Annotated in this window: 13 protein-coding genes; 7 read left to right on the top strand and 6 right to left on the bottom strand. The window is 44.1% G+C overall.

Going from position 1 to position 15,315, the window contains the following annotated elements; genetic code table 11:
- The first annotated feature begins 273 nt into the window (after positions 1-273).
- A protein-coding gene (locus tag IUA53_RS15350) for an IS3-like element ISAma1 family transposase (protein WP_085929700.1) occupies positions 274-1,442 on the top strand; the annotation gives its coding sequence in 2 pieces (ribosomal slippage) (positions 274-523 and positions 523-1,442; 1,170 coding nt in all).
- A 28-nt stretch (positions 1,443-1,470) separates the two neighbouring features.
- On the opposite strand, the gene IUA53_RS15345 is transcribed toward IUA53_RS15350, so the two are convergent.
- The 3 genes from IUA53_RS15345 to IUA53_RS15335 all read right to left on the bottom strand — a co-directional run bounded on the left by IUA53_RS15345 (position 1,471) and on the right by IUA53_RS15335 (position 5,839).
- Positions 1,471-3,300, bottom strand: coding sequence for a TonB-dependent siderophore receptor (locus IUA53_RS15345; RefSeq protein ID WP_196897364.1), 1,830 nt, complete (start codon positions 3,298-3,300; stop codon positions 1,471-1,473).
- A gap of 1,184 nt (positions 3,301-4,484) precedes the next feature.
- Positions 4,485-4,790, bottom strand: a complete 306-nt coding sequence (locus tag IUA53_RS15340) for a DUF3301 domain-containing protein (RefSeq protein ID WP_044446389.1) — start codon at positions 4,788-4,790, stop codon at positions 4,485-4,487.
- Positions 4,791-4,795: 5 nt separating this feature from the next.
- Complete coding sequence (locus IUA53_RS15335) at positions 4,796-5,839, bottom strand: DUF3549 family protein (RefSeq protein WP_196897363.1); 1,044 nt, start codon at positions 5,837-5,839, stop codon at positions 4,796-4,798.
- Positions 5,840-6,016: 177 nt separating this feature from the next.
- Here IUA53_RS15335 and IUA53_RS15330 point away from each other — a divergent pair, with 177 nt between their 5' ends.
- From IUA53_RS15330 to IUA53_RS15320, 3 genes are read left to right on the top strand one after another with little or no spacing between them, the layout of a single operon-like run.
- A complete protein-coding gene (locus IUA53_RS15330) occupies positions 6,017-6,349 on the top strand; it encodes a YqcC family protein (protein WP_044056267.1) in 333 nt (110 codons plus the stop codon).
- 1 nt (position 6,350) lies between these two features.
- Positions 6,351-7,133 carry a pseudouridine synthase gene (locus tag IUA53_RS15325; RefSeq protein WP_082052846.1) on the top strand — a complete coding sequence of 261 codons (783 nt, stop codon included), beginning with the start codon at positions 6,351-6,353 and terminating at the stop codon, positions 7,131-7,133.
- 25 nt (positions 7,134-7,158) lie between these two features.
- Positions 7,159-7,611 (top strand): flavodoxin domain-containing protein, encoded by a 453-nt coding sequence (locus tag IUA53_RS15320; protein ID WP_044056268.1) that lies wholly within the window; start codon positions 7,159-7,161, stop codon positions 7,609-7,611.
- Positions 7,612-7,753: 142 nt separating this feature from the next.
- On the opposite strand, the gene dapD is transcribed toward IUA53_RS15320, so the two are convergent.
- From dapD to map, 3 genes are all read right to left on the bottom strand, one after another.
- Positions 7,754-8,578, bottom strand: coding sequence for a 2,3,4,5-tetrahydropyridine-2,6-dicarboxylate N-succinyltransferase (gene dapD / locus IUA53_RS15315; RefSeq protein ID WP_044056269.1), 825 nt, complete (start codon positions 8,576-8,578; stop codon positions 7,754-7,756).
- Positions 8,575-11,226 carry a [protein-PII] uridylyltransferase gene (gene glnD, locus IUA53_RS15310; RefSeq protein WP_044056270.1) on the bottom strand — a complete coding sequence of 884 codons (2,652 nt, stop codon included), beginning with the start codon at positions 11,224-11,226 and terminating at the stop codon, positions 8,575-8,577. Before glnD ends, dapD begins: the two co-directional genes overlap by 4 nt.
- A gap of 248 nt (positions 11,227-11,474) precedes the next feature.
- Positions 11,475-12,281, bottom strand: coding sequence for a type I methionyl aminopeptidase (gene map, locus IUA53_RS15305; protein WP_081869559.1), 807 nt, complete (start codon positions 12,279-12,281; stop codon positions 11,475-11,477).
- Positions 12,282-12,650: 369 nt separating this feature from the next.
- Between map and rpsB the strand changes: the two genes are divergently transcribed.
- The 3 genes from rpsB (at position 12,651) to pyrH (ending at position 15,308) form a co-directional block, all read left to right on the top strand.
- Positions 12,651-13,382 (top strand): 30S ribosomal protein S2, encoded by a 732-nt coding sequence (rpsB, locus tag IUA53_RS15300; RefSeq protein ID WP_044056271.1) that lies wholly within the window; start codon positions 12,651-12,653, stop codon positions 13,380-13,382.
- A 123-nt stretch (positions 13,383-13,505) separates the two neighbouring features.
- The gene (gene tsf / locus IUA53_RS15295; RefSeq protein WP_044056272.1) at positions 13,506-14,378 is read left to right on the top strand and encodes a translation elongation factor Ts; all 873 of its coding nucleotides are present in this window, start codon (positions 13,506-13,508) and stop codon (positions 14,376-14,378) included.
- A 192-nt stretch (positions 14,379-14,570) separates the two neighbouring features.
- On the top strand, positions 14,571-15,308 hold the full coding sequence (gene pyrH / locus IUA53_RS15290) for a UMP kinase (protein WP_044446393.1): 738 nt from the start codon (positions 14,571-14,573) through the stop codon (positions 15,306-15,308).
- Positions 15,309-15,315 lie beyond the last annotated feature (7 nt).

Raw genomic sequence — 15,315 nt, 5'->3', positions numbered from 1 at the left:
TCTACTGATCCAATTAAAGTAACGGCGTGATTGTCTATCTGCGTGGCATAACTCACACCACCGTATATAAGCGTATAAGACGGAACTTCCCAAGCATTAGCCGCATTAAGCGCCGCTTCACCATGGAATTTTCCGCCTAAGTTAAGGGTTAGGCCTGGAATCGCTTCTACATTGTAATTGGTCTGTAATGTGAACTGTTGGTCGGGTGCACCTGACGTGCTCCAATAGATTCACACACCCAGTTAAGAGATAATTATCTCAACTGGAGTGTATATGAAAACCCGAAAAAGCTACTCGAAAGAATTCAAACTGGATGCGGTGAGTCTGGTTACAGAACAAAATTACAAGATTACTGAGGCTGCTCGCAGTCTTGGTATCAGTGCCAATATGTTAGGCCGCTGGCTTAAAGAGCAAGAATCAGAAGGGGCTCACGCATTTCGTGGCAATGGTAAGTTGACGCCCGAGCAGGAAGAAATTCGCCAACTGCGAGCAGAGAATAAGCGCCTGAAAATGGAGAAAGAGATCTTAAAAAAGGCAACGGTCTTCTTTGCCAAAGAAACCAAGTAAAATACGGTTTCATCACCCAACATAAGAAGACCTGGCCGATTAGCCTGATGTGCGAGATTCTTGGTGTCAGTCGCTGTAATTACTATAGCGCCGTGCGACGCAAGGAACACATTGAACCGGATCCGCAACATGATGAGTTAATTGAGTGGGTACAGAAAGTAGCAGATGCCAGTGACTTTACCTATGGCGTAAGACGTATGAAACGCGCGTTGAATTCGCTTGGTTATCCGGTTGGAAAACAGCGAACGAGAGCCTTGATGAAAGAAGCTGGAGTGAGCGTCAGACGACGTAGAAAATACAAAGTCACGACTAACAGCGACCATCAGCAACCTGTCTTCGATAACGTGCTGTCACGCGACTTTGATGCTCAAAAGCCAGACCAGGCGTATGTCTCTGACATTACCTACATCTGGACGCAAGAAGGCTGGCTGTATCTGGCCGTAGTGATTGACTTATTCTCACGAAAAATCGTGGGCTGGAGTATGGCATCGCGGATGAATGCCCAGCTTGTGTGTGATGCCTTAACGATGGCTTTGTGGCAACGTAAACCTAAAGTGGGCCTGATACATCATTCGGATCGCGGCTCTCAATACGCAAGCCGACAATTTAGACAGTTACTGACGCAATACAAGGTAACAGGTAGCATGAGCAGGAAAGGTGATTGTTGGGACAATGCCGTCGTAGAAAGCTTCTTCGGCACATTGAAACAAGAGCGAGTGCAGTGGCGTCACTACCAGAGTCGCCGTGCTGCCCAGCAGGATATTCTGCAATACATCACTATGTTTTATAACAGTCAGCGAATGCACTCATATCTGGATTACAAGAGTCCAAATCAATATGAGGCTGACATGGCTAACTTACAAAAAGCGGCTTAACTGGGTTGTGTGATTTTGGTTGACCACGTCAACCCGCTACATCGTTTCCTTGGTTGGATGTGGTTTTATCATATTCGGCGTCTAAGAACATAGCATCACCGTAAATGGAAAGATTTTGCGTAATTTCGTAAGCACCACTAAATTCAATTCCTTGATAAAGTGTCACACCTTCTTGAATAAGGTAGTTTTCTTCGGTGACTAAGGTTGCGCCTTGCTCAATTTCAAAAACCGCGGCGCTGAGCGACCAACCCTCTCCTGATGTTTTTACCCCTAATTCATACTGCGAGCTTTCAAGTGGCGCGAGTAATTCATTGGCATTGGCATATTCTTCACCAACAGCTGATGTTTGTCCTTCAAAAGACTCTACATAGCTCGCATAGTAGGTTGTGCTGGCGCTAGGTTTGTACATTAATGCATAAGTGGGAGACACGGCTGTATCTTCGTAATCGTCTTGTGACGATGAAAAATACTCACTTACTTCATGTTCAATTTCATTTGAACGAATACCGACTAACAATTCCCACTCATTGTTAAGGGCGATGAAATCGCTAATAAATACAGAGCGTTGTGTATCCACCCATGCAAGAGCTAAATCTTTTTGAAGTGTAGGTACGTAGGTGGGCACATCTGCTTGTTCGTACAAATTATTGGTGGCGTAGTTGCGGGTAACTATTCGTCCATACTCACCACCGTCATTGCGGTAAGTAGTTGCTTCTTGAAATGCCGCTCCAGCCACAATATTGTGTTGTAGTCCACCGGTAGTAAAACTACCAGTCAATACACCTTGAATTTGGTCGTAGTCAACATCAAAGTATTGCTCGTAGGTAAGTATGCTAAGGTCACCATCACTATTTAACAGGTAGTTAAGGCTCTTTATCCAACTGGTTTCATTTTTAGAGTAGTCGTAGTCTAGTTTGAGTTGCCAGTTATCATCAATGTTCCACTCTAATCCGGTTATGGCAATCATATTGGTATAGCCGTCGTATGTTCCAGGCACTGCCAAGTTTCTGCTGCCGTCTACGGTATCAGGCAATGGTTCGGCGCTGTCCATGGATACGGTAAATCTGTTCCAGGAATTTTCAACTAAGCGATCGCTGTAAATAACATCAACTGTCCACAATACATTGTCGGTTAACGCGGCATCTAAAGCGATAGAAGCGGTTTCTCTGTCTATGCCGCCGTCATCAAGATAGGTATCGCCATCTTCTTTAACCAGGTTTACTCGCAAGCCGTAAGCATCTTCACTACCGAATCGCGTGCTAGCATCAATATGACCACTAAATACACTGTCACTACGCCAACCTACATTGGCGCTTAGTGCATCTGACGTGGCCCTTTTCGTCACATAGTTAACAATGCCACCGGGAGCAGCCATGCCGTACATAAAACCGGTTGCCCCCTTTATTAAGGTCACTTGCTCGAAGGCTTCGTAGGGCAATTCACCACTAAAGCTGTTTATCGACATTCCGTTTACTTTGAAACTTTGCGTATAATCGAGTGGTAAGCCCCGTACCCTTATTGTGTCACCGAACGAGCTATAAGCACTGCCGTCTACTGATACTGAAGCTTCTCGACTGAACAAGCTGTTCAGCGTATTTACTTGTCGAATTTCCATGTCTTCTAGCGAAATGACATCAACAGAAAATGGGGTGTCTTTAATCGCGCGTTTGCCTAAAGCGCCACCGTCGTTTTGTTGCTCAAATTCAGTGATTTTATGTCCAACGACCGAAATGACTTCTAGCTCTTTTTCACTGGTTTCCTCTTGTGCAAATACAGTTGAATGGCCAGTGGCTGAGAGGGCGGCACAACAAGCGAGTACAAGTTTTTGCTTGTTGAACAAGGGGGGAGTGGTTTTCATGAATAGTCCTTTTTAAAAAATCAAGAAAGGGAAACGAAGAAAGTGTGTCAACGTGTAGCGTAACGTTCCTTTCATGGATAACATATATCAAATGATAATCATTATCAATCGCAGTTGGGTGTGCGCAAGAAAATCCGCATAGCCACTAATTTGGTTTTGATTAGAAAATGCTTTTGAAACCGTACTATTGCTGGGCTTAATGATAATGGCGACGCTTACAGATGCTGTTTTTTGCTGTTTGTAAAGCTTTGGTAAAGGGGGGCGCAAAGGGACTCAGTGTATGTGATACTCATCGTTCCTCATGCTGGGTGAAGTTTATTCTTATCAACTTCCCATCAATCTGCGAAACATCTCCACATTTTCTACTTAATTTGTACGAAATCTCTTACAAGACTGTAAGAAAAGCCTCCTTTTTACCGCAAGACATATTTCTACTAAAGTCTAACGTCTCTGATTTATAAAGATTTTTTAATTTTGCTTCATTTGGGTTCATCGGTTACTTATTAAATTCCTTTAATTAGCCATAGCGCTAATTATCGAGAGGGATACTATAAACATCGTCACAGGGAAACACGACGAGTCAGGATGATTCAAGGAAGACCCAGGACAACTTAAGGATGAGAATCTCCTCACAGGAGTGAGAGTTTAAGGATAAGCAGGAAGCTACAGGATTACACCAAGGTGTAAACAAATGGAATTGCTCACGGATGATTTAAAGGACGAAATGGAATTGCACGGATGATTTCGACAGGACGTCGACACAGGAAGTAACGTCGCTGGATGCGGTATAAGGACAGTCAGGAAAACACAGGGTGTGTTTTAGGGTACAGGACGTCACCCTCAAGGAAGATAGGATATCACGCGGGATGCGTTTGTAAGGACGGTTCAGGAAGAACCTGCTGCAGCAGGATGTGCAGCGTAGCATGGAGTAAGGGAAAGGATATCAGCGGAGGCTGAAAAGGACGACCTCAGGAAGAGGATCCCTGCATGTTAAGGATAGGCAGGTTTTAAGGGATAAACGGAAAGGAACCTACGCACGGACGGGTAGCTCGCTTAGGAAGAGTGAGAGAAGAAGGAAAGGGGCGTATAAGGATTTTAATCGGGATGATTTTAGTCGCAAGGGAGCGCAGAGAGGGAAGCTCAAAATTCCACAAAAGAGGTAGCTTAGCTACCTCTTTTTTTGTTTAGTTCGCGCGATAGGGAGGCAGCGTCGTGTTTATCACAGTATTACCAACTAATGTAATCTCGCCGGTATATTTGTCTTCTCCATTTCCCGAAAACTCAAAGCGATACAGACTTAACCAATCCGGTTTTTGATATTTAAAAGTGAGTGATGTTCTTGCTCTGGCAACACTCAATAACTGCAATTGATGAGTGTCGCAATATTGCTTTATATATTTGTCAGCGGTTTCTGAAATACTTCGTATACGCCAAAACTGAAATATCACAAAGGCTAAGCACAGCCATACGGTTAATTCTAATAGCGTCATGGCATTTATTGGCCTTTTGTTTGTGTAAAAAGCTTACCTATACAAACAGAAAGTTGCTCACTTCTTTCTGGCTTTCTCAGCATGGAAAGTACCGATGTTCTTAAACTCGGAATTTGTACTAAATCCGAAAAGAAGCCAATAAATAACTCTCCGTTATAATTTTCGTTGTCGTCAGCTTTCGCCACAGTCTCAAAAAATAAATGAAGAAGTTCGTCGTTTAATTGCTGAAAATGCCGAGCAGCAACCACACTTAATATATCAAGACGTACGGAGGTATCGCGCGTAAGTAGTTTACGAAGCAGGTTACCTATTTGCGAAGTCTCATTGCCGCTGGAAAGCCCTCGTAGTGCAGCAATATTGATATCATTTTGTGTTATTACTGCGTCTAAAAAGTGTCGTTCAATTGTCGGCGGTATTGAAACGCTTTCGCACATTTCCATGAAAGACTGTTGAAAGGACACCGCATAGCTGGTGAAACCTTCTTCTATTGTCTTTGCTACCTCAGTTTGCTGCTGCAGCGAAGCTGCTAAATCGGCAATGCCTTGCAGCGGTAAGGTTTGCCAATCCACTACTGATGGCGCTTTAATATAAGCCAAAACTTGTTCATAACTGCTACTTAAAGGTAGCGATAGTTGCTGGCGTACTTTCGCATTAAACTGGGCTAACTGTGATTGTGAGGGAACAAAAGAATAGGGATTGTCGGGCAGCGATTTTGCGTTTTCTGTATCGTCGGCAATAGATTGACCAAGCGCGTCTACAATGATTTGTAAAAAATGGTTTCGGGTAGCGGTAACCACTAAACCTTGTTCATCAATAGGTAATTTTATGAACCATATATAATGTTGATTAGAGGCGCATTTATTCCAGAAAACAATGCCAAACCAAGCATGCTTTTGGCGAGGGAACGGGGGAATATGTAGGCCATTTTCAATGTTTAGGAAGGTTTGACTCTCAAGGGGCTCTATTCTGCGCCCTAAATCGAACACTAAATATTCAGTGCCAGCCTGCAAAAGGAATTCGCTGATAGAGTTAATTTGCTTTGCATCCATTGGAAGCCTTCTCATTAGTCATTGAAAAAGTAGGGCGCAGAGTTTATCACAGATATTGCACACGCTTACAAGCCCCTTAAAAATTCCGCCAATAGCCTTAATTTGGTATACTTACAACGTTACTTTTACACCGTGGTTAGTAAGTGGCACCTTATTATTGTGACATTCGGAGTGTGCATGTCATCTGTTTATGAATTTGAGTTACAACTCGACGCATTAGAACACGCGATCAAACAATGTGGTGTATGGCCCACGGTAAAGCCAAGCCAACTTGCACTAGCAAGTCAGCAGCCGTTCGCTGTGGATACTATGGACTTCGTTAGCTGGCTGGTGTTTATTTTTCTTAAAAAGTGCAGGGCGCTGGTGGCGCAGAAACAGTTGCCACCACCTATGGCAGTAGCGCCAGCAGCCCAGGTGGCGTTATCTTCTTGTGAGAAAGCTATCATTGAAATACTAACATCACTAGACGCACTCACACACGGCCTCTCGCCGACCACCGGAAAAGAATAAAATGAATTCGGATTTATCTGCTTGCCTACATACAGAAGGTGCTTCAGATTTCTTTACGCAGCCCCCGTTATCGGTGCGATATCAAGATGAGCATATCGTCGCAATAGACAAGCCTCCGGGTTTATTGGTGCACCGAAGCCCTATTGATAAAAAGGAAACACGTTTTGCTGTTCAGACTTTGCGTGATCAGTTAGGAAAGCATGTGTTTCCTGCTCACCGGCTAGATCGCCCTACGTCAGGGGTACTGTTGTTTACTTTTGATGGTAAAACGGCTGCAAAACTGGGTGAACAGATGATGTCTAAGCGGGTGTATAAAGAATATCACGCGATTGTGAGAGGCTTTATGTATGGCTGCGGTATGGTGGACTACCCGTTAAAATACCGATTCGACAAGATAGCAGATAAGCATCGTCGGCAGCAGCAAGCGCCACAGCCAGCAAGTACATTCTATCAAGTCAGGAAGAGATTCGAGCTTCCTTATGCGGTGGGTAAATACCAATCGGCGCGCTACTCTTTGGTCACATTAAACCCCACCACAGGCAGAAAGCATCAGCTTCGTCGTCACTTAGTGCATTTACGCCACCCTATCATTGGCGACACAACACATGGTGATGGCAAGCAAAATAAATTTGTTCAACGTGAGTTTAATTTTCATAATTTGGCCTTAAGTTGTACTCAAATGGGGTTTTATCACCCCGTAAGTGGGAAGTGGATGACTGTGTCTGCTAATATGCATACCAATATGGTGAATACTTTAAATCGATGGCGCGAATACGAGTTATAAAGCGCTAGTAAAATACGGGGAAGTAATGGCAACATTAAAAATTATCGCGGGTACCGTTTATGGGAACGCGCAACATGTCGCAGAACAGGTTGAAGAAAATCTGGCTGAACAAGGTGTGGATTGTGAGCTAGAAAGCGACCCTTCTGTCAGTGATTTCACCGATGCGGATGCAATTTTAGTGATTACCTCTACCACGGGTCAGGGTGATATTCCACCAAATTTGGAATTCGTATTTTCCGATTTAAAAGATGAGTTCCCAATGCTAACGAACAAACCTTTTGCCGTTGCAGCGTTAGGGGATAGTGGTTATGGTGAAAGTTTTTGTGGTGCTGGCCATCAGATTTTTGACTTACTAAAAGAACTTCAGGGCAAGCCCGCTGCAGATTTGTTAAAAGTAGATGCAATGGAAACCCTCGAGCCAGAAAAAGACGTGGTGGAGTGGGTAAACAGTATTAAAGCCACGCTTGTGGGCGAGTAATTTAAAAATACTGGTTAGCAAGCCACTCTTTTTATAGACATACGAAGTCAATCTATTAAAAAGGGCGCTTCAATCTTTACGATGAAGCGCCCTTTTCTGTGCTGTAGATATTGCTTCTATGCGAAACAATATTTGTTGTCTTTTATTCTACGCCACGTAGTAAAGCATTGATGCCTACTTTAGCACGGGTTTTAGCGTCAACTTTCTTAACGATGATGGCCGCGTAAAGGCTGTACTTGCCATCAGCGCTAGGTAGGTTACCCGGTACCACAACAGAGCCTGCTGGTACACGGCCATAGTGAACTTCGCCAGTTTCACGGTCGTAAATGCGAGTGCTCTGGCCAATGTAAACGCCCATTGATATTACCGCACCTTCTTCCACAATAACGCCTTCAACAATTTCAGAACGTGCGCCGATAAAGCAGTTGTCTTCAATAATTGTTGGGTTTGCTTGAAGAGGTTCTAGTACGCCACCAATGCCGACACCGCCAGATAGGTGAACGTTTTTACCAATTTGTGCACATGAGCCTACGGTAGCCCATGTATCCACCATGGTACCTTCGTCAACAAATGCGCCGATATTGACATAAGAAGGCATGACTACCGCGTTTTTACCTACGAAGGTACCTGTGCGCACTGCGGCAGGAGGAACAATACGTACACCATCAGCGGCAAATTCAGCCGCAGTGTAGTCGGTATATTTTAAAGGAACCTTGTCATAAAACTTGCTTTCAGCACCTTCAATAACGTCGTTATTGTGTAAACGGAAAAACAATAACACCGCTTTTTTTAGCCATTGGTGCACGACCCATTCGCCAGCAATTTTTTCTGCTACGCGGGCTTTACCTGTATTCAGTAAAGCGATGGCGTCGGCCACTGCCTGTTTTACGTCATCTGGCGCGGCAGAAGGGCTGATGCTATCGCGATTTTCGAAGGCGTCTTCAATGATGGCTTTCAATTCATTCATGGTATTGTGATATCTTCAAGTTGGTCGAGTTTAAACAGAAGCCGTTTTTTCAGGCTGACCTGTTGTTCTTGGGTTAATGCTTTGCCAGCGTCGTTGCTGACAATGAAAATGTCTTCGGCACGTTCACCGATTGTAGCAATTTTAGCAAGTTTAAGGGTGACGTTCGTATCTACAAACGCATGCCCAATTTTAGCTAATATGCCGGGGGCGTCCAGTGCTTCTAGCTCAACTAAGGTGGCATCTTCTCCTATACTAAAGAATCGCACCTTAGTTGGCACATCCAATTGCTTCATTTGCCGAGGTAATTTGCGTTTATTTTCATGCGCCCTGCCAGGCTTTTCAAGTTGTTCAGACACGGCAGTTTCAAGAGAGGCAATTCTCGAACTCGATGATAGGCGAGAGCCGTCATTTTCTAAAACAAGCATGCTATCAAACACGTAACCATCACGTGTTACCGTGACGTGGGCATCGTGAATGGAACAGTTACGACTATCTAACACCGAGGCAACTTGTGCAAACAATGCCTTACGATCTTTGCCATAAATAAATATTTCAGTGCCGCCTTTGGCACTGTTATCGTTGGCTTTAACCAACAGCCCTTCATGATCAGGCGTAAGCCATTCATCTTGGGCCTTTATAATTTCATCGGTATGCCAAGCAATCTGTGTTGGCTTAAAGCGAACGAAATAATCATCGTCAAAGCGAGACCACAAGGTGTCGATAGACGTAGGGTTAGTCGCCCGTTCTTGTAAAATTTGCCGCGCTTGATGCTTATGGGTTGCTACCCGTTCATTCAATGTCACCTGACATTGTAGCCCGTTGTCTAAGGCTTTCTGTGTCATAAGATACAGCTCGCGCAACAGTGACGCCTTCCAATCATTCCATAAATTATCATTGGTGGCGCGAATATCTGCCAATGTCAGGGTATATAATAAGTTTAGGTGATTATGACTACGAACAGCACTGGCGAACTCGCTAATCACTTCCGGATCGTAAATATCTCTACGTTGTGCAACAACCGACATAAGCAGGTGGTTCTCAACTAACCAGGCTATCATTGCAGCGTCATCATCCGGCACATTGTGTCGTTTACAGAAGTTAGCAACATCTACAGCGCCCAGGGTAGAGTGGTCGCCATTTCGGCCTTTGGCTATGTCGTGAAAAATGGCCGCAATGTAAAGGACTTCGGGCTTATCTAAATGACGACATATTCTTCCGCACCGTGGAAAGTCTTTATTCTCTTTCGAGAAAAAGTAGTTTACGTGCTTAACAAGGCGATGTGTGTGTTCATCAACCGTGTAGGCATGAAATAAATCAAACTGCATCATGCCTACGATGGCATCCCATTCAGGTAAGTACGCCTGTAAAATGCCGTAGTGGTGCATCACATCCCATGCGTAATTGAAGAAGTCGGGTTGCCTGAGCAGGTGCATGAGTTTTTCACGACTTTCTGGTCTGTCTACAAAGTAACTATCTTCAAATGCTCTATGGGCATTACGAAGTTGGCGAATACAAGTAGTAGACAGCCCTTGTACTTCTGGGGTGTTGGTGATCACATTCAAAAAGTCGAGGATGCTCTCTGGCGACGAAAAAACATGTTCGTGCCGAGGAGAAATCATATTATCTAGCAGTTCAAAATCTTCATTGATAATGGCAGAGCGCTGCACGCTCTGATTAAGCATGTCATATTTGAATCGCTGCAAAAGCATCTGATTGAGTTCTGATACGCGAGCAATGGTACGGAAAAAGTCTCGCATCATTTTCTCAACAGACGGTTTTCCTTCCTTACCATAACCTAGCATTTCAGCTACATCGGGCTGGTAATCAAAAAGCAGTCTGTTCTCACTGCGCCCAGCGATTAAATGCAATGCGCAACGCATTTTCCACAAATGCATTCGGCAGGTAATTAATTCACTGTGTTCTTGTTCAGTAAAATAACCATGGCCAACTAAATTCCAGCCGTCATATTCTTTAAAGTGCTTCTTTGCTACCCATCCTATTGACTGGATATCTCTGAGACAGCCGGGGTTTTCTTTAATATTTGGCTCTAAGTTATAGGCGGTACCATTAAACTTAGCATGCCGATTTTTTTGTTCTTCGTATTTCGCGGTGAAAAATGCTTTACTCGTCCAAGAGTTGCGACCGTTAACTTCGTCCCAAAGCTTATCGAATACTTGCTCGCTGCCACAAAGTAATCGGCTTTCTACAAGGTTTGTCGCAATGGAAATATCGTCTTTGGCTAATTTAACGGTTTCTTTGATTGTGCGAACCGACTGACCTACGTCGAGTTTAATGTCCCACAATAGGGTGATAAACATCCCGATTTTTTCTTGATATTCTGGTTTTAACGGACGCTTGCTAACTATCAGTAAATCGATGTCGGAATAGGGTTGAAGATGTCCACGCCCATATCCTCCCACGGCACATAAGGCCAAATCCCTATTGTTGTCTAACCCATACAATTCCCATAAATGGCATAGCAGGGCGTCAACAAACTGCGCTCGGCCTGTGACTAACTGATTGACCGCCGTGGTATCAAAAGATGCGCGGATCCAGTCGTAACTTTTTTCTACACAAGCTTTAATGGCGGGTAAGTCGTCTACCGTGGTTATGGTTTCAATTGATTTTATCAGGGATTGCAGCGTCAAAATTCACCTTCTATGCGTACGTCGTTTTGAACGCATTGAACCATATCATGAATTGAGTCAGATTCGCAGTGGGTATTTAGTGCATAGCACCGGTTAAAATGTGAATAATTATACAAAAATGTTATAGATGGTGATAATAAGGTTAAGGTGTTGCGCAGGTGTGGTGTTCAAAAGTAAGGTAAAATACGCGGCACAGGGGCGCGTCGTATTTTACCGTATTACTTACCGTATTGCGCCACTACTGAAATTCAGTCGTGTGAGATAACGCGTTCTAGTGTTTCTTCTTCACGTAAGGTAAGCACTTCTACGCCGGTTTCAGTTACCAAAAGCGTGTGTTCCCATTGTGCGCTTAAACTTCGGTCCTTGGTGACTACCGTCCACTGGTCAGGCAATACTTTTGAATAGCGCTTGCCGGCATTGACCATTGGCTCAATAGTAAAACACATACCGGGAACCAATTCTTCACCTGTACCCGGGCGGCCATAATGCACGATTTGAGGCTCTTCGTGGAAGCTGGCCCCAATACCATGACCACAGTATTCGCGAACAATTGAATAGTTATGCGCTTCCGCATGAGTTTGACAAATATGACCAATGTCACCCAAGCGCATACCAGGTTTCACTTCCCTAATGGCGTTGTACAGACACTCTTGTGTCACTCGCACTAAACGTTCTGCCAAAATAGAGGGTTTGCCCACGATGAACATCTTAGAGGTGTCGCCATGGTAGCCATCTTTGATGACAGTGACATCGATATTAATTATATCGCCGTCTTTTAGCTTTTTGTCAGAAGGAATGCCGTGACAAATACAGTGATTCACCGATGTACAAATAGACTTTGGAAACGGTGGGTGGCCGTAATTGAGCGGAGCTGGAATGGCTTTTTGCTCGTTCACGATATAATCATGACAAATTGTATTTAATTCGTCAGTAGTCACGCCTTTTTTTACATAGGGTGTAATCATGGTTAATACGTCGGCAGCCAGTTTTCCAGCCACACGCATTTTTTCGATTTCTTCAGGGGTTTTGATAATTGCTGACACAGCGCCTCTCAAATCGTTTTTAACTAAAGTAAGTCCCAATTTTTGTTGGGGTAAGTATAACACTAATCAAGCCTTTCTGAGTATCCTACTGAATACATGTGGTTTTTATGCGTTCTTGCTCATTAGGTTATTCGCGTGAAGGTAAGTGTATTGACGTGTTCTGGGCCGCAGCTATGTATTAATCTTGGCCTGAAAACTTGAGTATTTTCGTGGGCTATGGTATAAAGCGCGCGCTCCGGCAGATTGCCTGCTAAGTGAGTATATTAATTTACTAAAACACACATATATCGACACTTGTTATCGGGGTGTTCAGGCTAGTTTAATTTAGACTGAATCGATACAAGGGATATATGGAGGCCTAACCCCAAGAGGAAATTAAAAATGGCTAATGTTTCTATGCGTGACATGCTGAAAGCCGGTGTGCATTTCGGTCACCAAACTCGTTACTGGAACCCAAAGATGAAGCCTTATATCTTTGGTGCTCGTAACAAAGTTCATATCATCAACCTTGAAAAAACAGTTCCACTGTTTAACAACGCACTTAACTACATCTCAGGTGTTGCTTCTAAAAAAGGTAAAATCCTTTTCGTAGGTACTAAGCGCGCTGCAGGTGAAGCAGTGAAAGAAGCGGCACTTAAGTGTGACCAATTCTACGTAAACAAGCGTTGGTTAGGTGGTATGTTGACTAACTGGAAAACAGTTCGTCAATCAATCAAGCGTTTGAAAGAACTAGAGCAACAAAGCCAAGACGGTACTTTCGAAAAGCTAACTAAGAAAGAAGCGCTTATGCTTCAACGTGAAATGGATAAGCTTGAAAACAGCCTTGGTGGTATCAAGGATATGGGGGGCCTTCCAGACGTAATCTTTGTTATCGACGCTGATCACGAACACATCGCGATCACTGAAGCTCGTAACCTAGGCATTCCAGTAGTGGGTGTTGTAGATACTAACTCAAACCCAGATGGTGTTGATTACATCATTCCTGGTAACGACGATGCTATCCGCGCAATCCAACTTTACTTGGACGCAGCAGCTAATGCCGTTAATCAAGGTCGCGATAGCAATCTTGAAGCACAAGCTGAGCAAGACGACTTCGTAGAAGCTGCAGAGTAATTTCTGCGAGCATACTGTCATAACACAATAATATGACAGTGCTACAATACGAAACGTATTGAGAGGGGCGGTTCCGCCCCTTTTACCTAACGAATTTTATATTTAATGCTGAGGAATTGAAAAATGGCAGTGACTGCAGCACTAGTTAAAGAACTGCGCGAACGTACTGGCGCAGGTATGCTGGATTGTAAGAAAGCCCTGGTTGAAACGGATGGTGACATTGAGCTAGCCATTGAGAACATGCGTAAATCAGGTCAAGCAAAAGCGGCTAAAAAAGCAGGTCGCATTGCAGCTGAAGGTGTGATCCTAACCAAAGTTGAAGGTGGTCGTGCGACCATGCTTGAACTAAACTGTGAAACTGATTTCGTTGCTCGTGACGAAGGTTTCCTTAAGTTCGGTAACGAATTACTAGAAGTAGCAGCAGCAAACAACATCAACGACATTGATTCTCTAAATGATGCAGAACTTAATGGCGTTAAAGTTAGCGAAGCTCGCGATACCCTAGTGGCTAAAATTGGCGAAAACATCTCTCCTCGTCGTGTCATCAACGTTGAAGGCGACACTTTAGGTGCCTACATCCACGGCGGCCGTATTGGTGTAATCTCTATCCTTTCTGGTGGTGATGAAGCATTAGCAAAAGACATTGCTATGCACGTTGCAGCGGCGAGCCCACAGTTCGTTAAGCCTGAGAACGTGCCGGCTGAAGTTGTTGAGAAAGAGAAAGAAATCCAAATCGAAATCGCTATTCAGTCTGGTAAGCCAGCTGAAATTGCTGAGAAGATGGTTGCAGGCCGCATGAAGAAGTTCACTGGCGAAGTGAGCTTAACGGGTCAGCCTTTCGTTAAAGATCCTTCAATCTCTGTTGCTGAGCTTCTTAAGAGCAACAGTGCTGACGTAATCAACTTCGTACGTTTTGAAGTTGGTGAAGGTATTGAGAAGAAAACTGAAGATTTCGCGGCAGAAGTTGCTGCGCAAATGGAAGCCGCCAAGAAATAATTGGGCGTTTGGCTTTTGCATTCTACGAATGTCAGATAAACTAAGGCACCTCTTCGGAGGTGCTTTTTTATAACTGGCACTTACAGGACCAAGATAATAAAGCATTTTCTCCTATTCTTTTCATTGTTTATTGGGATGAATGAATGATAGAAAGGCCTAGGACAAAATGGGTTTACGAGGACATATCGAATAATGAGTATCACACCTAAATCAGCATACCGACGTATATTACTAAAGCTAAGTGGTGAAGCCCTAATGGGTGAAGAAGGCTTTGGTATCGACCCAAAAGTGCTAGATAGAATGGCACAGGAAATCAAAGAATTAGTTGAACTTGGCGTGCAAGTGGGGCTTGTTATTGGCGGCGGTAATTTATTCCGTGGCGAAGGCCTAGCAAAAGCAGGTATGAATCGCGTAGTTGGCGACCATATGGGTATGCTAGCGACTGTGATGAATGGCCTGGCAATGCGTGACGCGTTGCATCGGGCTTTTGTTAACGCACGTATGATGTCGGCTATCCCACTCAATGGCGTGTGTGATGCCTACAACTGGGCTGAAGCCATAAGCTTACTTAAGTCAGGTCGAGTGGTTATCTTTTCTGCTGGTACAGGTAATCCATTCTTCACCACGGATTCAGCCGCCTGTCTACGCGGTATTGAAATAGAAGCGGATGCAGTGCTTAAAGCCACCAAAGTTGACGGTGTATATAGCGACGATCCGGTTAAAAACCCAGATGCTACCTTGTATGATCAGCTTTCATATCAAGAAGTTCTTGAGAAAGAATTGAAAGTCATGGACTTGTCAGCCTTTACTCTCGCCCGTGATCACAGTCTACCCATCCGTGTATTTAACATGAACAAGCCGGGTTGCTTGAAGCGTGTTGTGATGGGAGAGAAAGAAGGCACAATTATTTGTCACGCTGACAACGGTTAATTAAGTA

It is taken from the genome of Alteromonas sp. B31-7 (genome assembly GCF_015767655.1).
GTDB lineage: Bacteria > Pseudomonadota > Gammaproteobacteria > Enterobacterales > Alteromonadaceae > Alteromonas > Alteromonas australica.
The sequence above is the reverse complement of the archived record's forward strand: the minus strand, read 5'-3'. Positions and strand labels throughout refer to the sequence as shown.

Excerpts from the sequence above, each read along its gene's own strand:
- IUA53_RS15345 (WP_196897364.1), bottom strand. The coding sequence starts at position 3,300 with ATGAAAACCACTCCCCCCTTGTTCAACAAGCAAAAACTTGTACTCGCT.
- IUA53_RS15340 (WP_044446389.1), bottom strand. The coding sequence starts at position 4,790 with ATGACGCTATTAGAATTAACCGTATGGCTGTGCTTAGCCTTTGTGATA.
- IUA53_RS15335 (WP_196897363.1), bottom strand. The coding sequence starts at position 5,839 with ATGGATGCAAAGCAAATTAACTCTATCAGCGAATTCCTTTTGCAGGCT.
- IUA53_RS15330 (WP_044056267.1), top strand. The coding sequence starts at position 6,017 with ATGTCATCTGTTTATGAATTTGAGTTACAACTCGACGCATTAGAACAC.
- IUA53_RS15325 (WP_082052846.1), top strand. The coding sequence starts at position 6,351 with ATGAATTCGGATTTATCTGCTTGCCTACATACAGAAGGTGCTTCAGAT.
- IUA53_RS15320 (WP_044056268.1), top strand. The coding sequence starts at position 7,159 with ATGGCAACATTAAAAATTATCGCGGGTACCGTTTATGGGAACGCGCAA.
- dapD (WP_044056269.1), bottom strand. The coding sequence starts at position 8,578 with ATGAATGAATTGAAAGCCATCATTGAAGACGCCTTCGAAAATCGCGAT.
- rpsB (WP_044056271.1), top strand. The coding sequence starts at position 12,651 with ATGGCTAATGTTTCTATGCGTGACATGCTGAAAGCCGGTGTGCATTTC.
- tsf (WP_044056272.1), top strand. The coding sequence starts at position 13,506 with ATGGCAGTGACTGCAGCACTAGTTAAAGAACTGCGCGAACGTACTGGC.
- pyrH (WP_044446393.1), top strand. The coding sequence starts at position 14,571 with ATGAGTATCACACCTAAATCAGCATACCGACGTATATTACTAAAGCTA.